Below are 20,200 nucleotides of genomic sequence, written 5' to 3'. Positions count from 1 at the left end.
TTTATCTTAATTTCTTGTTGATAATAAATCTACGGCCACTCTGACCCGGAAATGGAACTCATGCTCAAAGCTAATCTCTTCTACCGTTGTTTCCTTGCCTCTCTGCTATTGACCCCTTTACTGACTACTCTACTATATCTCGTTTCCGTTCTGATCTCAATTGAACCTTTATCGTAGGTGCTTTGAAGAACTTAAACGGCAGCCCGCTCAAGAGGGTTTTGAATTTCGTTCTGGCAAAATCATTGATGCTCGTCTGGTTAAAGCGGCTAGACGTCCTCTTTTATGATATTTTTTTGTTTTAGTTAGCATTACTATTAAAAAAATTTATAAAAATTGGTTATATATTCTAAAAATCTACTTAATTTTGTAACCATATCGTCAAAAACTATCATTAACTTTTCGCCTACAAATACAAATAATTAGGGAGGTAAAAAATGAAGAAATTTTTCAACTTTTTATTGGTAGGCTTTTTTTTAACAATTTTAGTAAGTTCGGTTAATGCTCAAGAAGTTTTAAGAATCATTACATGGAAAGGCTACATTCCGAAAGAGTTGCAGGAAAAATTTGAAAAAGAAACAGGAATCAAACTTAAAATCACCTACTCAAACAACGAAGAAATGCTCGCAAAGCTAAGAGCAACAAGGGGTGGCGGATTTGACCTTGCTCAGCCTTCAGCAGACAGAATCCTATTTGCCGCCAAAAAATATAAAATCTATCAGCCTCTTGACTACTCAAAAATAGAAACAAAAAACATAAAACCTACACTTTTAAAAGCCACAAAAGAAATTTCTGGTGGCTATGCAGTTCCTTACTGTTTCGGAACAACAGGACTTATTATAAACAAAAAGTATGCACCAGATGCAAATGACTGGAGTGATCTTTACAACCCTAAATATAAAGGACACATTGCATACAGACTTAAAAGACCTCTTCTTATAGGTGTTGCGTTTAGTATGGGATACAATCCTTTCAAACTTTACCATAATATTCCAGAATATAAGAAAATGATAGATAAAGTAGCACAAAAGCTTATAGAGACAAAAAGCTACGTTTATGCTTACTGGAACAGTGGCGATCAGCAGAGAGAATTTGCAAGAAGCGGAAAGGTATGGGTTGAAACAGGCTGGGACGGTATCGGCTGGAACCTTCACAAAGAAAATCCTGATATTGACTTTATAGCTCCTAAAAGTGGTGCTCTTGGTTGGATTGATACATTTGCTATTCCAAGAAGAAGTAGAAACGTAGAAGGAGCTTACAAGTTTATTAACTTTATGCTTAAACCTGAAAATGCAGCTGTCTTTGTAAATCATGAAAGATACCAAAGTGCATCCAATGGAGTAGAAAAATACGTCAAAAAAGAGATTAAAGAAGATTGGCAGAGAACATTTGATAAGAAAAATCTTGAAAACATAAAATGGTATCCAGCACTGCCTGCAGCATGTGAAAAAATTGAGTCTGAAGCTCTTGAAAGAATTAAAGCAGCAGCAAGCAAATAAAAATACTGTGGCAGGAAATTTCCTGCCACAGTCACTTCCTTAGAGGTAATAACTAATGAACATCCTTAGGATAGAAAACGTTTCAAAAAGTTTTGGTGAAGTAAAAGTTTTAGAGGATATCAATATTTCTATTAAAGAAGGAGAATTTTTTTCTATACTTGGCCCTTCTGGTTCTGGTAAAACAACAATCTTAAGATTAATAGCTGGTTTTCTTATACCTAATGAAGGCACAATAAAAATAAACAACAAAATTATCAATAACCTTCCGCCAGAGAAAAGAGAAGTAAATATAGTTTTTCAAAGCTTAGCTTTATTTCCAATGATGAACGTTTATGAAAATGTAGCCTTTGGACTAAAAATGAAAAAGCTCCCCAAAAAAGAGATAAGAGAAAAAGTTTTAAAAATGCTTGAAAAAGTTGGCCTTAAGGGATTTGAAAATAGAAAGATAAGCGAGCTAAGCGGCGGACAAAAGCAACGAGTTGCAATAGCAAGAAGTCTAATTATGAAACCAAAAATTCTTTTACTTGATGAACCATTAAGTGCACTAGACAAAAAACTTAAAGAACATATGATGATAGAACTAAAACTTTTACAAAAGGAGTTTAAGACAACATTTATCTACATTACACACGACCAAAGTGAAGCAATGGTTATGAGCGACAGAATTGCCGTAATAAATGAAGGAAAAATTGAGCAGATAGATAAGCCTTTCAACCTATATAACTATCCGAAAACTCATTTTGTAGCTTCTTTTATAGGTGAAAATAACAGATTTAAGGTAAAAGCTTTTAATAATGGAACTCTTATAACTGAAAGTGGTATGAAAATTCCAGTCAATTCAATTAAAAATGAGAATATAAAAGAAATATTTATACGTCCTGAAAGTTTTATCTTAAATCCTGACAAGAATGAATTTACTTTTACTGGAATAGTTGAAACAGTTCTATTTGACGGCCCTCAAACAAAATTACTTGTAAAAAGTGAATACAACGATGATTTGCTTATAACTGTAAAAGAAAGATCTCAAATTCCAAAAGCAGGAGAAAAAATAAAATTAGGGATAAAATTAGATGAAGTCAGAGTTTTCTAAAGACAAACTTGTTAAATATTACGCTGTTATTGTTTTTCTCTGGGTGTTTGTTTTAATTATCCTTCCACATATAGGGCTTATCTATTCTTCATTTACAACAGAAGAAGGAAAATTCACTTTTCAAAATTATCTAAAATTCTTTAAACAACAGATATACTATAAAACTTTCATTTTTACTTTTTTAAACGGCTTTTTCATTGCCTTCTTATCCTTTTTATTCGCAACACCTTTAGCTTTCTTCTTAGTTAAGAATTTACCAAAAAAATTGTCAGATTTCTTAATAACAATAATTCTTATTCCTTTAGGTGTTGGTGAACTCATAGTCGTTTATGGATGGATGGTAACTCTTTCAGATACTGGACTCATTAAGTACATTTTAAATTCTATTGGAATACATAATTTCCCAAGGCTCCTTAATACGCATTTTAGTATGACTTTAGGATTTTTATATGTCTCTTTTGTTTTTATCTTGCTTCCTATTATGCAGGCGATTGAAAATATGGATGACTCTCTTATAGAAGCAGCCCTGGATTTAGGAGCTTCTAAATTCAGCATCTTTAAAGAGATTATTATTCCTTTTGCAATGCCGGGAATTGTATCTGGTGCCATAATGGTTTTCACACTTGTAATCGGCGATTTCTTGGTTCCAAACATTTTAGGTGGAAAAAGTGCCTTATGGTTTACAGAAATTATTTATGACAACTTTTTAACAACAATGAATTGGAATTTAGGCTCAGCTTTTGGATTTTTGCTTTTAACAGGAGCTGTTCTGTCTATATGGACACTTATAAAACTCACCGGTCAAAGCTATAGGAAGGTAGTAAAATGATTAGGTCAATCAAAACATCTAAAAGTTATAACTTCTTTGTCTGGATATATATATGTCTTTTCTTTATTTTCTGGACTGTCCCCCTTGTTGTAATTTCTATTTTAGCTTTTAATAATGCAGATTACATAGGCTTTCCTTTTAAAGGTTTTACTTTAGATTGGTTTGTAGGTAATGGACAAAGAATAGGAGTTTTTCACAATCAAGACCTTTTGCACGCTCTTTTTGTTAGTTTAAAGACAGCTTTTATTGTTTCCCTGATTTCTCTGATAATTGCCCTTGCCGCATCACTATATTTTGAAAAATCAAAATCTAAAGCAAAAAATATCCTTTATTACCTTTCAATCTCTCCTTTAATTATCCCAGGAGTAATTCTTGGAATAGCAATTCTCACATTTGCCACTACAATACTTTACTTTTTAGAAGACCATACTTCCATCAATTTAGAAAACTACCTATCACCAGGATTCTGGTTGGTAGTAATAGGACAAATATCCTTTGTTACTTCATACAGTATGCTTATAATTCAAGCACAGATGAAAAAATTTGATAAAACTTTTGAAGAAGCAGCTTTGAGTCTAAAAGCTTCACGTTTTGATGTACTAAGATACATAATAATACCCTTTTTACGACCATCACTTATAAAAGCTTTTTTAGCTGGATTTCTGATAAGCTTCTCAAACTTCAATACAACCGTATTTTTAGTCGGTTCAGATCCAACTTTACCAATCTATCTTTACTCTCAAGTTAAATACAACCTTACCCCTATTGTAAATGCAGTTTCTTTTCTTATTATTATCACGATTACAGTGCTTTCTCTTATAAATCTTGGTTTCAGGAGAAAATAGTGAAAAAGTTAATTTTAATAAGTATAGACGGTTTCAGACCGGAACTTATAGATAAAAAATACTGCCAATTTTTACACAGCTTATCTAAAAATAGCTACTATTCAAATAATGTACAATCTGTTATCCCTCCAATAACCTTACCTTGCTTTTATTCTATATTCTTTGGTGTCAATCCACTAACTCACGGAGTTTTTTACAATATTATCCACGACGACTACAAAGTTAACTCACCAAATTTATTTGAAATACTTTCAAAAAATAATTTTTCCTGTTCTGCCTATTTTAACTGGAAAACTCTTGAAAAAGCTTTTGGACACAACAATAATCTTGTCAAATATTTTATAGATGATTTAACAATCAACGGCGACATAAAGATGGTTTCTCTTCTTTTAGAAAATATAAAAAGTCACTTACCAGACTTTATTTTCCTATACCTGGGAGCCCTTGATGAAGTTGGACATAAATATAAATGGATGTCAAAAGAGTACATTGAAACAGCCAAAACCGTTGACAAACTTGTAAAAATTTTGATTGAAAGCTTAGGTGAAACATACGATTTCATCATACACAGTGACCACGGTGGCTATGAGTATGGACATTATGTTTTAATGAAAGAAATTATGACTGTTCCGCTACTTTTCATTTCTCGAAATTCCAATAATATAGAATTTAATAAAAAAGTAGGTATTATTGATATTGCTCCAACAATTTTAAATTATTTTGGCATTAATATACCTATTAACTGGGAAGGAACGCCTTTTATTACAAAATAAGATAAGTAATCCTAAACAATTCTATTGTTAACACGTCCAAATTGTGGAATCTTTTCTTTTTTAATGAGCACTTACATTGAAGTCATCGGAGCCAGGCACCACAATTTGAAAAATATTACCGTCAAAATACCGCGACGGTCTTTTACCGTAATTACTGGTGTTTCAGGCTCGGGCAAATCAACCCTTGCCTTTGATATAATTTTTGTAGAAGGTCAAAGACGTTATCTGGAGAGCCTTCCGTCTTACATTCGCCAGTTTCTTAAACTTTACGAACAGCCCGAAGTTGATTTGGTGGCGGGCCTTCCGCCTACAGTGGCCATTGAGCAGCGAACCAGCCAGGCCGGCCCGCGCACCACAGTAGGAACTCTTACTGAGATTTTCCACTACCTACGTTTGCTTTATGCCCGAGCAAGTGAACCTTTTTGTCCAGAGTGTGGAGAAAAACTGGGTTTTGCTCACCTTGAAACCATTTTAGCTAAATTACTTGAACGCTATACCGGAAAACAAGCTCTGGTCTTAGCTCCAAAAGTGAGGAGAAGAAAAGGCTTTCACCGGCCGGTAATTGAAAGGGCCTTAAAAGCCGGGAAGGCGCTGGTGCGGATAGATGGCCACCTGCGAGAAATCCCTCCGGTTCCAGACCTTTCTCGCTACAGGGAACACACCATTGAAGTAGTAATAGGGGAAGTAGTTATTTCTAAAACAGCTAAAGGCCAATTGGAAGTTTTGCTAAAAGAGGCCTTTAGCGAAGGCCAAGGCGAAGCGGTGTTGCTTGTAGAAGACGAAGAGATCATTTTAAATGAGAAGGCTTTTTGCGAAAGATGTCGCTTAAGCCTCCCTGAACCTGATCCGTTACTTTTTTCCTTTAACACTAAGGCCGGTGCTTGTCCCCATTGCGGAGGGTTAGGCAAAATAGACGAAGAAACTTGCCCTTTTTGTCAGGGCACTCGTTTAAATAAAACAGCCAGGGCCTTTCGTTTGCATGGCCTTGATCTGGGAAGCCTTGGCGAACTTTCCATAAAAGAAGCCATAGCCTTTTTAGAAGGGCTTAAATTTTCCGGCAAAAAGGAAATGATAGCCCGTCCCATTGTCAGAGAAATTGTGGCCAAACTCGGTTTTCTAGCTGAAGTTGGCCTTTCTTATCTGAGCCTAAACCGGAGCGGTGATACCCTTTCAGGAGGTGAAGCCCAGCGGGTGCGTCTGGCCGCCCAACTGGGTTCAAACCTTACCGGCGTTTGTTACGTACTTGATGAACCTACCATCGGGCTCCATCCACGGGATAATGCTCTGCTGGTGAAAGCCCTTTACCGGCTAAAGGAAAAAGGAAATACCGTCATTGTGGTAGAACATGACGAAGAAACCATGAGAGCGGCGGACTGGATAATAGACTTGGGCCCTGGAGGAGGGAAAAGGGGAGGGCAGGTGCTTTTTGCTGGGCCTTTTCCTGAAATTTTTAAAGTTGAAGGGTCTCTCACAGCCAAAGCCCTTAAAGATCCCGAAAGATATCGCCTGACCAGCCGGGAAAGGAAACCATCACTATTTTTGCATCTTAAGGGAGCTTCAGCCCGCAATCTTAAAAACATAGATGTGGATATTCCTTTAGGAGCTCTAGTAGTGGTTACCGGGGTTTCAGGGGCAGGGAAATCTTCTCTAGTGATGGAGGTTCTCTTTGAGAACTTAAAGCGCTTAGAAAAGGGTTTGCCCCTGCTTCATCTTCGCGAATTAAAAGGGACTAAAAACTTGCGGCGCACCGTAGTGGTGGACCATACTCCTATTGGCCGCACTCCGCGCTCTACTCCGGCAACCTACGTGGGGATCATGGATCATATAAGAAAACTTTTTGCTGCTACTCCTCGAGCCAGAGCCAAAGGCTTTGACGCCAGCCGCTTTTCTTTCAATCTTTCCGAAGGCCGATGCCCACACTGTAAAGGCCAAGGGCAACTCAAGGTAGAGATGAAGTTTTTACCTGAAGTTTATATACCCTGTAGTGTCTGTCGTGGCGCTAGATACAACGAAGAGACGTTGACAGTGCGTTACAAGGGTAAAAACATTGCCGAGGTGCTCTCTATGACTATGGCCGAGGCCTATGAGTTTTTCAAGGCCGTGCCTAACTTGGCAGAGCCGCTTAAAACCCTTTGTGATCTCGGCCTTGATTATTTGACTCTTGGTCAGCCAAGCCCGTCTCTTTCTGGAGGGGAGGCCCAGCGCCTAAAGCTGGCTAGCGAGTTTATCAAAGGTAAACGCGGCGGTACTCTTTTTATCCTTGATGAACCGAGCACCGGGCTACACCCTGCTGATGTTAAAAAGCTTTTGAATCTTTTCCACGGGCTTATTGAAAAGGGGCACACTGTGCTAGTAATTGAACACAACCTGGAAATTATAAAAGAGGCCGACTGGGTCATTGATCTCGGCCCAGAGGGTGGCCCAAGGGGAGGAAGGCTTCTTTTTTCAGGGCCGGTAAAAGATCTCCTAAAAGGAAATACTCATACCGCCTATGCCCTGAAAGAATTCCTCAAAATTAGCCCTTCTCCCCCAGTCTCTTAAGAATACTTTTGAACCACCGCTAGTTCAGCCGCTACTACCAAAGGATAACCACCAGGTGAGGAGGTTAGCATAGGATGAGTTCCCATTTGAAAAGCAGCCATATTGGTTGCTGTCATTCGGTGTAGGAGACAGGCGCTTATTAAATTAATGAGTTCGGCTACGCTTTCACCACCGCTTACTTCTCCGCCTAAGAGTGTTTCTGTGTGTTTATCAAAAATGAGTATGACATGGACATCTTGCACCCCAGGAAGAACAGATGGGTGCCGATTAGGAGCAGAAGTTTCTCCCACAATGACTTCAAATCCTTCTTCTTCGGCATGACGTTCGGTAAGACCTGCGACCGCAAAAACTTTTTTTCCTATTTTGGTGGAAAAGACACCGATTGTTCCGAGAATAGCTCTTCGTTTGGAATAAAGGTTAGCCCCCGCAATTCTAGCTTCGGTAGCTGCCACCGAAGCCAATTTTACCGGTACAGGCCGACCATTGAAGAAAGAAAACTTTTCGGCACAATCACCACAAACAAAAATGTCAGGGTCAGAAGTGGTCATAGTGCGGTCAGCAAGAATACCGCCTAGTGGGCCTATTTCTAAGCCTATGCTTTTAGCAAGATCAACCAAGGGAGCCACCCCAATAGAAACTATTACCAGATCGGCAGGAAGGACCGTACCATCGGAAAGCTCAACTTCTTTTACTTTTCCATTTGTACCGATGATTCTTTCAACTTTTACATCGGTATAAAATTTAATACCCATGGCTTCGAGTTCTTGTGCTGCTTCAAAACAAAAAGTTTCATCAAAAGAGTTATAAAGAGGGTAGGGAAGAACTTCTACAATAGAGACGTCTTTTCGGTGGTGGATTTTGATTTCCTCAGCTATTTCAACCCCTACAAAGCCTCCCCCAATAATTACAATTTTTTCAGATGTTTCAATAGCGCGACGAAGGTTTAAAAGATACTTCCATTCTTTTTTTACAAGATAAACATTATCGAGATTAATTCCCGGAATTTCTGGCGGTTTCGGAATAGAACCAGTGGCTAAGATAAGCTTTTCGTAAGTGATTTCTTCGCCCTTTTCCAGAAATACTTTTTTGGCTTTCCGGTCAACAGAATTCACCTGGTCAATAATCAGATCAATCCCCCGGCTAAGAAGCATAGAGTCAGGATTTATGTTTTGAGTGGGATCTTTAAGAGTACCAAACATATAAGGAATGCCACAGGGAACAATAGACTTTTCCGCATTTCTTATTAAAAGGACTTTTTTATCCGGATAGTGCCTTCTAGCTGTAACCGCCGCGGTAATACCTGCGGGACCTCCTCCAACAATTACTATTTCAGCCTTTTTCATATTTACCTCGCTTTTATTTTTAGTTTGTTATGTCTCAAAAAGATATCATAGGAAGTTAACAAAGCATATATTTCCATGAGACCTTTGCAAGACGTTTTTACTTGAGAGACTGCTTCGCCCATCCGGGCTCGCAGTAACTAAATGGTAGATGGCAGATGGCTGATGGTAGATGGCTCTCACTTCTCACTTATATTTACGAGAAGCCCCCGCAGGGCCGACAAAGTGGCCCAGCAGGGTCATTGGGAGCCTCGACCCTTTATCCCGTCATTGTATGGTTTTAATTTAACCCTGTCATTGCGAGGCCTCGCTAGAGGCCGAAGCAATCCCAGGGACTGCTTCGTGGCCCTATGGGCCTCCTCGCAGTGACAGAGGTGATGTCATTGCGAACCATTTTCTTACACCGTCATTGCGAGCCACGAAGTGGCGAAGCAATCCCTGTCCCTAGTGCTAGCAAAGGTCTCTAATATCTAACTCTTTTGGGCCTCAAATCTTTCGCCTGGTTTAGGGCGATAACCCCGCCAAAACTCTTGAGCTGTTATCCTTTTTTTACCTTCAAGCTGAAGCTCTCCGATCTTTAAAAGGCCTTTGCCTGTCCCTACTAAAAGTTTTCCCTGAGATAAACCGAGAATTTCTCCTGGTGGGCCATAATCTCTTTCATCGAACTCAGGACTAAAAAATTTGACCAGCTTTCCGCGAAAATAGGCATAAGCTGTGGGCCAGGGATCAAGGCCTCTTATAAGATTGGCAAGCTCTCTGGCAGGCTTGTTAAAATCTATTAACCCATCTTCTTTGCGAAGCATAGGGGCGTAACTCACGCCTTCATCAGGTTGCTTTTGAGGAAAGAGCTTTCCTTCTTTGAGCCTATCTAAGGCCTCGTTTATAAGCTTAGCCCCAAGTTGAGCTAGCTTGTCATGCAAAGTTCCCGCAGTATCCTCAGGAAGGATAGGAATTTTTTCCATGAGAAGGATATCTCCTGTGTCCATACCTTCGTCCATCTGCATAATGGTGATACCGGTTTCTTTTTCTCCGGCGATGATGGCCCAGTTAATGGGAGCGGCTCCGCGAAACTTGGGAAGAAGCGAGGCGTGCACGTTTATACAACCAAAACGGGGAATCTCTAAGACTTCTTTAGGCAAGATTTTTCCGTATGCAGCTACCACTATCACATCTGGCAAAAGCTTTTTTAAGGTTTCAAGAAATTCCTGGTCTTTTATTTTGGCTGGTTGAAACACAGGCACTCCTTTCTCCTGAGCTACAAGCTTTACCGGGGGAGGGGTAAGCCTCTTCCCGCGGCCAGCCGGTTTATCAGGCTGGGTAACAACAGCTACTACTTCGTCTTCACGGGTAAGCAGGGCCTTAAGTATCGGCACAGCAAAGGTCGGTGTTCCCATAAAAATGATACGCAATTTATCTTTCATGAGGGTCTCCTTTAAGCACTTATTTCGGCTCGGTGGTTACGAAGCAATGGCCATAGTTGAGCTGTAAGCATTCCGGCAAACATAAGAATGCATCCAAAAATCTCTCGTACGTTAAGAGTCTCTCCCAAAATAAACCAACCGGCAAGGGCGGCAAATACTGATTCAAGACTCATGATAATAGCCGCATGCGCTGGAGGGGCATCTCTTTGGGCCACGATCTGTAAGGTAAAAGCGATCCCTGCAGACATAAAACCACTGTAAAGAATAGGGATAACTGCTCCCTTTAAAGCTTGCCAGGAAATATCCTCTAAAAAAAGGGCTGCCCATAAACTCAAAATAGATGTTAGCCCAAACTGAAAAGAAGCCAGTTCAATGCAATCTACCCTAGGGGCGAACCAGCCAATAGCTAAAACATGTAATGAAAAGACCATGGCACAGAGAAATACTAAAAAATCTCCGTAGGCGATGGTGAATTCCTCGGTGATAGACAAGAAATAAAGACCTGTTGCCGCCAGAATAACACCTATCCAGACTCCAAGTCCGGGCCTTTGTTTCCAGAAAAGCCCTAAAAGAGGCACCATAACCACATAGAGACCGGTAATGAAGCCTGCCTTACCAGCGGTGGTATAGACTATGCCAACCTGCTGAAGAATACTGGCCAGAAACAAAAGCGTACCAACCAGAAATCCTGCTTTTAAAAAAGTATTTCTATTAGTTGGATAAAGAAAAGGCTGAGTTATTCCCTTTTTTCTTCGGTACCATATAAGAGGCAATAGGCTTAAACACCCCAGGCCAAATCTTATACCGTTGAACCACAAAGGACCAATGTGATCCATGCCCATACGCTGGACAACAAAGGCCCCACCCCAGATGATAGCCGCCAGAAGAAGTAAAAAGTCAGCTTTGTAGGTATTCATGAATCCGTAAGCCTAACATCTAGGCCAGAGGTTATCAAAAACTTTTAAAGGCGGGGCGGAACTAATGTTCCCGCTTAACCCTACAACCACCTTTGTATAGGTAGGAGGGATAACAAGGCGGCCAGGGGGTTTTTACCCCCCATACAATGACGGTGTAAGAAAATGGCTTCCAATGACCCTCCTGGGCCACTTTGTCGGCCCTGCAGGGCTCATCGTGAGTATAAGTAAGAAGTGGAAAGTGAGAGCCCTTAGCCTTTAGCCATTTAGTCACTGTGAGGAGCTGTAGGCGACGAAGCAGTCTCTCAAGTAAAAACGTTTTGTAAAGGTCTTAATTGTTATCTTTAGCTCTGTCTCCGCGTAAATAGAAGTACCCGCCTACGGCCCCGCCGATAAGGGCCACGCCGTAAGTTAAAAAACCAAGGGCAATTCCCATTTCTTTGGGTTCTCCTAAAAGGTTTAGAAAATAAGCCAGGGTTCCTTCGCGGACGCCAAAGCCTCCTAGGCTTATAGGAAGGCTTGCGAGAATCCCCATAAGCGGGATAATCAAAAAGTATTTGAGCCAGGGAATAGATATGCCTAGACTTTTGCCTAACAAAGCTACATGGATATTGTATAGAACTTGAACCGCTAGTCCTAAATAAAAGAGTTTAAGAAAATTTTTTATTTTAAGAACTAGGGTTAAAGTGTGTGCTAAATTGTTTCCCAGGCGTTCCTGCCAGAACTTGGAAAAAAGGACTATCACGAAGGTAAGAGCTAAGACCGTCACCGAAAAATAAAAGATACTGTGACGGGTGTGAGCAGGTATAAAATTTCCTTCTAAAGGTACAAAAATTAACAACAAAAAGAGGGCCCCTAAAAAGCCAAAGGCCCGATCATATACCACACTGAAACTGGCTACAGTTTTACTGCTTCCTTCTTTTACCAGATAAAAGATGCGGACCAGGTCACCTCCAAATATGCCGGGCAAGAAGGCGTTGAAAAACATGCCTATGAAATAAACACGGCAAATAAAAGATACATTCTTTTTGAACCCAAGCACTTTAAGAATTTCATACCACCTAAAAGCACTTACTAACTGAAACACAAAAAAGACCATTATTGACGCAGTAAGCCATTCTGGAGAGACTTGTTTAAATGTCTGGAATAAGAGATCAAAATTAGTCTGTCTAAAAAGATAAAAGAGAAGGGTTGCGCTTACGGCCAGTTTGAGAAAAAAAGAAAGATATTTTTTCACTCAATTACCTCACGCACGCTATAGATCCTTTTACCAGATGATTCGTAATAGGTTCTTATTACCAACTCAGCCAAAAGTCCGGTTCCCAAAAGATTAATGCCTGTAAGAATCAAAAGAACACCCAAAATTAAAAGGGGCCTCTGGCCAATATCTTGCCCCATAAAAATTTTCAAAAAGCTTAAATAAAGTTCTATGCCCAGGCCAAGTAAAAAGAGGGTACCACCAGTTAAACCAAATATATGTAAAGGTTTAGTGGCAAATTTTCTAAAAAAGATCATCAATAAAAGGTCAAGAATAACCCTATAAGTACGGGAAATGCCGTATTTACTACGGCCATAACGCCTGGGATGATGCGTTACTTCAACTTCGGCCACTCGGGCCCCTGATAGCCCTACCAGAGCCGGTATAAAGCGATGAAGTTCGCCGTAAATGGTTACCCCTTTGATTACTTCGGCGCGATAGGCTTTAAGGGAACAGCCATAATCATGGAGCTTTACATGGGTGAAACGGGAAATAAGGGCGTTGGCCATCATAGAAGGCAGGCGTCTTGATATAAAAGGATCCTTGCGGTCTTTACGCCAGCCAGAGACTACGTCGTATCCTTCTTCTATTTTTTCTAAAAGCTTGGGGATATCGCGAGGGTCATTTTGCAGGTCTCCATCCATGGTGACGATGACTTTGCCTTTGGCGTGGTCAATGCCCGCGGTAAAGGCCGCACTTTGACCGAAATTACGCCTTAAAGCCACAATTTTTAGCCAAGGGTACTTAGGTTTAAGTTCTTTTAGTATTTTTAAAGAATTATCCGTTGAGCCATCGTCAACGATGATTACTTCAAAAGCTTTTTTAAAGTTTTTTAAGGCCTTTTCTATGTTTTCCAACAGAAGGGGTATGTTTTCTTCTTCGTTAAACACCGGGATAACGATTGAGAGATAAGGGGCATCAGCTTTTTCCATTCTTTTTCACCTTTTCTATTTCTTTAAGGACTATCTCTAGCACCTGATCTGGAGTGAGACCTGAAGTATCAATCACAAGGGCCCCTTCGGGAACAACCAGAGGAGCCACTTCGCGCTTGCTGTCTCTTTCGTCTCGTTCGCGAAGATTTGAAAGCACTTCCTCAAAAGAAACTTTAAGGCCCCTTTGCTTTTGTTCCTCATAGCGTCTTTTGGCGCGGGCCTCTAAACTTGCGGTGATAAAAAACTTAATTTCCGCATCGGGAAAGACTACGCTTCCCATATCTCTTCCTTCAGCTATAACGCCGCCATCTTTTCCCATAGCCTGTTGCCTTATCTTTAGAGCCTCGCGTACACTGGGAATTCTGGCTACTACTGAAGAAAGTCTGTCTATTTCTGGCGTACGAATGGCCTCGCTAACGTCTTCGTGGCCTAAAAATACTTTTACTCCGTTTTCAGCAGGCACCAGCTTAAAGTCAAGGGTTCGGGCAAGCTCTCCAAGTTTTTCTTTGTCCTGGAAGTCAAGGCCCAATCTTTGGGCAGCCAGGGCCACTACCCGATACATGGCCCCGGTATCTAAATAGAGATAACCAAGTTTTTTGGCCAGCTTTTTGGCTACGGTACTTTTCCCCGCCCCCGCAGGCCCGTCTATGGTAATAAGAAGGCCTCTAGGCCTCATTTAAGACCTCCTTCAGTTTGGCCAGGAAAAAGTCGTTTTCTTCTGGTGTGCCAATGCTTATGCGCACACAGGTGGAGAAACCGTAGGCTTCAGTGTTTCTGATGATTACTCCCTTTCGCAAAAGGGCCTGATAGAGCTTTTGACCACTTTGCCCAACTTCTACTAAAATGAAATTGGCCTGTGAAGGGTAGGGCTTCAAGCCAAAACGCTTAAGGGCTTCGGTCAGCCGCTTTCTTTCTTCAAGAAAGGTATTCAAAACTTGCTTAAAGTATTTTTCGTCTTCAAGGGCCACTTTAGCTGCGGTTAAGGCCAGGCTATTTACGTTGAAAGGCTGTCTTATGGCGTTTAAAACATCAGCCAGCGCCTGATTCATTATTCCGTAGCCAATCCTTAAACCAGCAAGACCGTAAGCCTTTGAAAAGGTCCTGAGAATGGCCACAGGAGGTTTATGGTCCTTAAATTTAAGGCCATTTATTATTTCAGGGTCTTCATTGAATTCGATATAAGCCTCGTCAAGCACAATCAGAATATTTTTTGGTAAGTCTTTAATCCAGCTTTCAAATTCATGGTGTTTGATAATACTTCCTGTGGGGTTGTGAGGATTATCAAGAAATAAAAGCCGCGTTTTTTCATCTATGGCTCCGGCTAAAGCAAAGAGATCATGCCTTAAGTTTTTCAGGGGAATCTTTTTGATGTTTCCGCCAGCGGCCTGGACGAATTTTTCATACATCAAAAATGAAGGCTCACTCATAAGGGCTGTATCCCCTGGCGCGAGCAAGGCCTTTACCAGAAGGTCGATAACTTCGTTTGAGCCGTTTCCCAGGACTATTTCTTCAGGTTTGACGCCAAGTTTTTGCGCCAGAGCCTTTTTTAGTTCATAGCCAGAAGGATCTGGGTAACGGTGAACGTCTTTAGCGGCCTCCTTTATGGCCTCTATGGCTTTGGGCGAAGGGCCAAAGGGATTTTCATTTGAGGCCAGTTTAACAATAGGGCCTTCTATTCCCAGCTCTCGTCTGAGTTCTTCAATGGGTTTACCTGGCGGATAGGGTTTAAAATCTTTCAAGTACGGCTTTATCATATTTTTCCCTCAAAAATTCACTTATTGGCACCAGATTGACCTGGGTTTTTAGTCTGTTTTCGTAAGCCTCTAGGGCTTTAAGGGTGTTGGGATGTGGATGCCCAATGGCCACCACCGGCCTTTTTTGGGCTTCCTTTATAAGTTTGTCCAGATAACGGCAAATACTTTTAAAGTCTGTGCTATCATCCAGAAATATATTTCTTTCGGCAAAAGGAAGCCCTAATTTTTTGGCTACTTCGGGAATTTTAGTATAAGGAGTGGTGCGGCTATCAACATAAAAAAGCCCCATGGCCTTAATTTCTGAAAGCAGCCAGTAAACATGTGTTTCATCTTCGGTAAAAGCCGAGCCCATGTGATGATTAACTCCTATGGCGTAAGGTACTTTTTTTACCAAAAAGCGCACCTGTTTTTTTAACTCATCCTGGTTTAAGTTCAAGCGAAGAATGTGACTGTGGTCATAAACCTGATGGGCCTCAAGGGGTAAGTGCACCAGTACTTCAAAGCCGCGGGCGTGGGCTTCAGTGGCAAGCCTTTTGGTGAAAGGGGCCTCTGGTAAAAAAGAAAAATTTAACCTTAAGCCGAGCTTGAAAAACTTCCTTTCAAGAGAAGGATTTTGCCCCATATCATCGATGATTATGCAGGCTACCGGAAGTTTTTCTTTTGGGGTAGAAGGGGTAAGTGCCCTTTGGGGTTGAGGAACAGGCTTTCTGGGAGCTAAAGGTTTTGAGACTTTAGGCTCTGGTAACGGTTTTTTAGGATAGCCAGCTACCTGAGGAAGCTCTCTTGGCTTTTCTACCATGGGCCTTAAAACCCAAAGGGCTGCAAGTATTGAGACAAGCAGTAATAAAAACAAAAAGGCCCACCCCAGACGCGATGGAGCAGGCCTTTTTGGCTTTTTACGGCGGGGCATTTACTTGATTTTTACAGAAGTAATAATGTGCCAGCTTTTAAGGATTCTTAAAGCCTCTTGAAACTGGTTGTCATACTTAAGACGCTCTTCCCACTTGTAAACGTCTTTTGGAGTTTTTTCTTTAACTTTTTGGGTTTCGGGTTGATTCTTTTCTTTTTCTGACTTGGGATTGCCGTTTTCAAGATGATGGGCCAGATCTTTTTCCCTCAAGACATGGGTTTTCTTTTCGGCCTTTTTCAGGCATTCAGGGTCAAGAAATGGAACTTTTATGTCCGGTTCTATACCTTTGGCCTGAATGGAACGGCCGCTGGGAGTGTAATACTGGGCCGTAGTAAGCCTTACCGCTGAACCATCAGGTAAGGGAATGATAGTCTGAACAGAGCCTTTTCCAAAAGTGGTGTTACCAACTAAAATAGCGCGATGATGGTCTTGCAGGGCCCCGGCTACAATTTCTGAAGCCGAAGCACTGCCTTCGTTCACAAGAACCACTATGGGATAGGGGTGTTTTCTCTTGTTTGGAGTGGCTTCAAAGCGCATGTTTTGCTGCTTGATGCGGCCTTTGGTGTAAACTATGAGGCCTTTGTCAATAAACTCGTCAGCTACTTTTACGGCAGAACTCAAAAGCCCTCCAGGATTGTTTCTTAAATCAATGATAAGCCCTTTCATGGGTTTGTTTTCTTTTTCAAGGGCCGTTAAGGCTTTGACTAATTCTTTGGGTGTCTTTTCCTGGAAGTTGGTAATACGAATGTAGCCGTAACCTGGCTCAACGGTGAAGTAGCGTACACTCTTTATAGGGATTACGTCACGAACCAGGGTTATTTCTTTGAGTTCGTTAAAACCCTCACGGTATATATGGATAGTTACTTTAGTGCCTTTAGGCCCTCTTAAAAGTTTTACGGCATCAAGGAGACTCATTCCCTTGGTAGGCTTGCCGTTTATTTTTATGATTTTGTCTCCAGGTTTAAGGCCGGCCTTCCAGGCAGGGGTGCCTTCAATGGGAGCCACCACCGTAAGAACCCCGTCTTTTATGGTTATTTCTATACCTATACCGGTAAAAGATCCCTTGGTTTCTATTTCAAGTTCTTTGAAATCTTCAGGTTTCAGGAAAGACGAATGCGGGTCAAGGTTAGTTAACATTCCCTGAATGGCACCGTAAATGAGCTCTTTAGGATCAACTTCTTTTACGTAACTTTTTTGCACCAGGTCAAGCACCTGGGAGAAGAGCTTGAGCTGCTGGTAAATATCGTTTTCTTTTCTGGTAGGAGCAGAGAGGAGATTATGCCCTAAAAACGTCCCCAAAAGGAAAAAACCTAAAACCACTACCAATACTGCCGACGAAAAAACTTTACGATTTTTCATGTTCACCTCACGGCCTAAATTTAAGTTGGTTTATATCAAGCCAATCCAAAGGGTTTAAGGGCTTGCCCTTGTAGCGTAATTCGTAATAAACATGGGGTTTCCCAAAGGGCACTTCGCCTACCTCACCAATAACTTCACCCGTGGAAACCATATCACCTAAACTCTTACTTACATTACCCAAACCACCGATAACCGACAAGAAATAATAACCGTGATCAATGAAAATAACTATACCCTGGCCCTGTATGTAGGAAATTTTTAATATTTTTCCAGCGTAAGGGGTCTTCACCGGGGTGCCTGCTGGAGCAGCAATAGTTATACCTTTGTTAAATTTTTTCTCACCGGTTATAGGGTCTATTTCGGTGCCGTAAGTTTTGATCACTGTGCCCGGAACCGGTGGGGGAAGAAGGCCCTTAACTTCCAGAAGAGACGGGGACTTTTTTATTTCGGGGATGAGGCTTTCTTCGGGAGATTTTTCTTTTTTTATCTCTTCAATCTGGGTTTTGGTGCTTTCAAGTTCCTGCCTTGTCTTTTGGAGTTCTTCGGCCATCTGGGCAATGGCGGCATAAGCAGCCTTTAACATTTTAAGGGTTTCGGCATAGAGCCTCTTGTTTCGCCTTACTTCTTCAAGTAAGGCCTTCTTTTCCTGTTTAAGCCTTTCTAGAACCTGTTTTTCCTCTTGAAATCGCTGCCTTAGCTCTTCCAGGCGAGCTTTTTCTGTAAGAACAATCTTTTTTTCCCGTTCGAGTTTAGCCTTTTCTTCTTTAAGTTGGCTGGCCAATTCTTTATCGTGCAAGAGAACAAGGTTTATGTATTCCTGTTTTCGCAAAAATGAAGAGATATCACTTGGCGCAAAGAGCAAATTGAGCCAGCCTACCTTCCCCATGGTGGCCAGCACTTTTAGCCTTTCTCTGAATAACTTTTCAAGTTCTTTAATTTTTGCTTCTCGTTCTTTGATTTTTTGGGAAAGATTGAAGATTATAAGGTCTCGTTCGGCTATTTGGTCTTCTAAAAGGTCAATTTCTTTTTGTTTTTTATTAATTTTTTGGGATAACTCTTCTAGTTCTTTGAGAATCTTTTTCTCTTTCACGGAGAGTTCTTCAAGGATAGCGGATTTTTCTTTTATTTTTTCAGGGGGCACGACCGCCGTTACCTGGCCAACTAATAGCGCAAGTAACGCCGCGAGGCCCCATAAGAAGCTATTACGCAAAGTAACACCACCCCTAAAGCTAAGCTGAAAAGCTGTAATTTGTCCCAGAAGATAAGAGTTCCGGTAAAACCCGGGAAAAAGCCTTTTATGGCCCTGTCAAGATAAGTCTTTAAAAAATAAACCAGGGCGAGAGACATGGCTGAGGCCAAAAGACCTTGAATGGCAGCCAGAAATATTAAGGGATTTTGAATAAATCCAGGAGTTGCCCCTACTAGAGAGAGAATTTCTAGCTCTTTTTCCCGTTGCGCGAGGGAAAGACGCACGACCAGGCTGATAACAAAGACCGTGGCTAAGCCCACAAGAATTAGGCCGGATAAAGAAAAAATTTCAAGAAATTTTTTAATATTGGCCAGTCTTACCAGCCAGCTCTGGGCAAACTGGACCTTTAATACTGCCTTTTTTTGTGACAGGTATTCCGAAAAGTCTTTTAGTTTGTTTAGGGCCAGAAAAGGGTCTTTAAAAGAAACCAGTAGAACCGGGGGCAGAAAGTCAGGTTTTATATCTTTTACCAGTTCCTGATCCTCAAAAAGGCGACTCAACTCTTCTAACACTTTGTCAGAGGGAACAAAAGAAACTTGAGCCACCATCGGGTTTTTTTCTATCTCGTTGATTAATCTCTGGACGATAACAGAGTCAGTCTTAGGTTCTAAATAAACGTTTAACACCAATTCCCTGGCAATTTGTTCGGTAAAATGTATCAGATTGAAATAAATTAGCCCGAAAAAAGAAAAGACCGTCAAACCCAGCGCAATAACCAGAGTAGCGGCCACATAAGTGCCAGGGGTGCTGCGAAATTCTTTAAGTGCTCGGCTAAAAACCTGCCTCAAGGGTTAAGTAACCTCCCCTCATCTAAGAGTAAAACCCGCCGGTGACTGTCCACAAAAAGAGAATGATCGTGGGTGGCCAAGATGATAGTAGTACCTTCGGCGTTTAAGTCTTCAAAGATTTCCATGACTTCTTCTGTGCGGCGAGCGTCAAGGTTTCCAGTGGGTTCATCGGCAAGAAGAAGCCTTGGCCTGTTTATGACCGCCCGGGCCAGGGCTACTCTTTGCTTTTCTCCTCCTGAGAGTTGTTTTACCAGCTGATTTTCTTTGCCGGCTAATCCCAGGCGTTTTAAGATTTTGAGCACCCGGTATCTAATTTCTCCTTCGGGAATATCCTGAATTTCAAGGGAGATGGCTACATTTTCAAAAACAGTGTGATTCTCAAGGAGTTTGAAATCCTGAAAAACAAAGCCAATTTTACGCCTTAAAAAGGGAATTTCTTTACGGGGGAAACTTGAAAGGGGCCTTCCTTCAAAAAAGATTTCTCCGGAAGTCGGTTTTTCGGCCCGGAAAATCAAGTTAAGAAGGGTGCTTTTCCCTGAACCGCTTGGCCCGGTTATAAAAATAAACTCTCCCTTGGCCACGCTGAAAGTGATGTCATCAAGGGCCCGAATGTTCGGTTTATAGACTTTAGATACCCGTTCTAGACGCAAAATATCTTCCATTGGCCGCGATTATATCAACCCTTTTTTTAAGTGCAATCT

At 41.2% G+C, this 20,200-nt stretch carries 18 protein-coding genes and 1 pseudogene; 7 read left to right on the top strand and 12 right to left on the bottom strand.

What is annotated here, in order from left to right:
* Positions 1 to 27 precede the first annotated feature (27 nt).
* The 7 genes and pseudogenes from THEIN_RS12580 to uvrA all read left to right on the top strand — a co-directional run.
* A pseudogene (locus tag THEIN_RS12580) lies at positions 28 to 277 on the top strand (transposase); the annotation flags it as partial.
* A 157-nt stretch (positions 278 to 434) separates the two neighbouring features.
* On the top strand, positions 435 to 1,496 hold the full coding sequence (locus THEIN_RS11020; RefSeq protein WP_013908748.1) for an extracellular solute-binding protein: 1,062 nt from the start codon (positions 435 to 437) through the stop codon (positions 1,494 to 1,496).
* Positions 1,497 to 1,551: 55 nt separating this feature from the next.
* Positions 1,552 to 2,586, top strand: a complete 1,035-nt coding sequence (locus THEIN_RS11015; protein WP_013908747.1) for an ABC transporter ATP-binding protein — start codon at positions 1,552 to 1,554, stop codon at positions 2,584 to 2,586.
* Positions 2,567 to 3,415: an ABC transporter permease gene (locus THEIN_RS11010; protein WP_013908746.1), complete on the top strand. Its 849-nt coding sequence runs from the start codon at positions 2,567 to 2,569 to the stop codon at positions 3,413 to 3,415. Before THEIN_RS11015 ends, THEIN_RS11010 begins: the two co-directional genes overlap by 20 nt.
* Positions 3,412 to 4,260 (top strand): ABC transporter permease, encoded by an 849-nt coding sequence (locus tag THEIN_RS11005; RefSeq protein WP_013908745.1) that lies wholly within the window; start codon positions 3,412 to 3,414, stop codon positions 4,258 to 4,260. Before THEIN_RS11010 ends, THEIN_RS11005 begins: the two co-directional genes overlap by 4 nt.
* Positions 4,260 to 5,033 carry an alkaline phosphatase family protein gene (locus THEIN_RS11000; protein ID WP_013908744.1) on the top strand — a complete coding sequence of 258 codons (774 nt, stop codon included), beginning with the start codon at positions 4,260 to 4,262 and terminating at the stop codon, positions 5,031 to 5,033. Before THEIN_RS11005 ends, THEIN_RS11000 begins: the two co-directional genes overlap by 1 nt.
* 63 nt (positions 5,034 to 5,096) lie before the next feature.
* Entirely contained in the window at positions 5,097 to 7,574 is a 2,478-nt protein-coding gene (gene uvrA / locus THEIN_RS10995; protein WP_013908743.1) for an excinuclease ABC subunit UvrA, read from the top strand.
* Here the strand turns inward: uvrA and THEIN_RS10990 are convergent.
* The 12 genes from THEIN_RS10990 to ftsE all read right to left on the bottom strand — a co-directional run bounded on the left by THEIN_RS10990 (position 7,571) and on the right by ftsE (position 20,161).
* Complete coding sequence (locus tag THEIN_RS10990) at positions 7,571 to 8,917, bottom strand: FAD-dependent oxidoreductase (RefSeq protein WP_013908742.1); 1,347 nt, start codon at positions 8,915 to 8,917, stop codon at positions 7,571 to 7,573. The two genes, uvrA and THEIN_RS10990, sit on opposite strands and share 4 nt — an antisense overlap.
* Positions 8,918 to 9,384: 467 nt before the next feature.
* Positions 9,385 to 10,335, bottom strand: a complete 951-nt coding sequence (fmt, locus tag THEIN_RS10985) for a methionyl-tRNA formyltransferase (protein ID WP_013908741.1) — start codon at positions 10,333 to 10,335, stop codon at positions 9,385 to 9,387.
* Between the two features lie 11 nt (positions 10,336 to 10,346).
* On the bottom strand, positions 10,347 to 11,252 hold the full coding sequence (locus THEIN_RS10980; RefSeq protein WP_013908740.1) for a DMT family transporter: 906 nt from the start codon (positions 11,250 to 11,252) through the stop codon (positions 10,347 to 10,349).
* 328 nt (positions 11,253 to 11,580) lie between these two features.
* Positions 11,581 to 12,486 (bottom strand): lysylphosphatidylglycerol synthase transmembrane domain-containing protein, encoded by a 906-nt coding sequence (locus tag THEIN_RS10975; RefSeq protein WP_013908739.1) that lies wholly within the window; start codon positions 12,484 to 12,486, stop codon positions 11,581 to 11,583.
* Complete coding sequence (locus tag THEIN_RS10970) at positions 12,483 to 13,439, bottom strand: glycosyltransferase family 2 protein (RefSeq protein WP_013908738.1); 957 nt, start codon at positions 13,437 to 13,439, stop codon at positions 12,483 to 12,485. The genes THEIN_RS10975 and THEIN_RS10970 overlap by 4 nt, the downstream gene beginning before the upstream one ends.
* Positions 13,426 to 14,115, bottom strand: coding sequence for a (d)CMP kinase (gene cmk, locus THEIN_RS10965; protein WP_013908737.1), 690 nt, complete (start codon positions 14,113 to 14,115; stop codon positions 13,426 to 13,428). Before cmk ends, THEIN_RS10970 begins: the two co-directional genes overlap by 14 nt.
* Entirely contained in the window at positions 14,105 to 15,193 is a 1,089-nt protein-coding gene (gene hisC / locus THEIN_RS10960) for a histidinol-phosphate transaminase (protein WP_013908736.1), read from the bottom strand. Before hisC ends, cmk begins: the two co-directional genes overlap by 11 nt.
* Positions 15,165 to 16,046 (bottom strand): divergent polysaccharide deacetylase family protein, encoded by an 882-nt coding sequence (locus THEIN_RS10955; protein WP_169311179.1) that lies wholly within the window; start codon positions 16,044 to 16,046, stop codon positions 15,165 to 15,167. Before THEIN_RS10955 ends, hisC begins: the two co-directional genes overlap by 29 nt.
* Before the next feature lie 57 nt (positions 16,047 to 16,103).
* On the bottom strand, positions 16,104 to 17,462 hold the full coding sequence (locus THEIN_RS10950; protein ID WP_013908734.1) for a S41 family peptidase: 1,359 nt from the start codon (positions 17,460 to 17,462) through the stop codon (positions 16,104 to 16,106).
* Positions 17,463 to 17,469: 7 nt separating this feature from the next.
* On the bottom strand, positions 17,470 to 18,672 hold the full coding sequence (locus THEIN_RS10945) for a murein hydrolase activator EnvC family protein (protein ID WP_013908733.1): 1,203 nt from the start codon (positions 18,670 to 18,672) through the stop codon (positions 17,470 to 17,472).
* Complete coding sequence (locus THEIN_RS10940; RefSeq protein WP_013908732.1) at positions 18,624 to 19,499, bottom strand: cell division protein FtsX; 876 nt, start codon at positions 19,497 to 19,499, stop codon at positions 18,624 to 18,626. The genes THEIN_RS10945 and THEIN_RS10940 overlap by 49 nt, the downstream gene beginning before the upstream one ends.
* A complete protein-coding gene (gene ftsE / locus THEIN_RS10935; protein ID WP_013908731.1) occupies positions 19,496 to 20,161 on the bottom strand; it encodes a cell division ATP-binding protein FtsE in 666 nt (221 codons plus the stop codon). Before ftsE ends, THEIN_RS10940 begins: the two co-directional genes overlap by 4 nt.
* Positions 20,162 to 20,200: the final 39 nt, after the last annotated feature.

It is taken from the genome of Thermodesulfatator indicus DSM 15286 (assembly GCF_000217795.1).
GTDB classification, from domain to species: domain Bacteria; phylum Desulfobacterota; class Thermodesulfobacteria; order Thermodesulfobacteriales; family Thermodesulfatatoraceae; genus Thermodesulfatator; species Thermodesulfatator indicus.
This window is presented reverse-complemented; position numbering and strand designations above follow the sequence as displayed.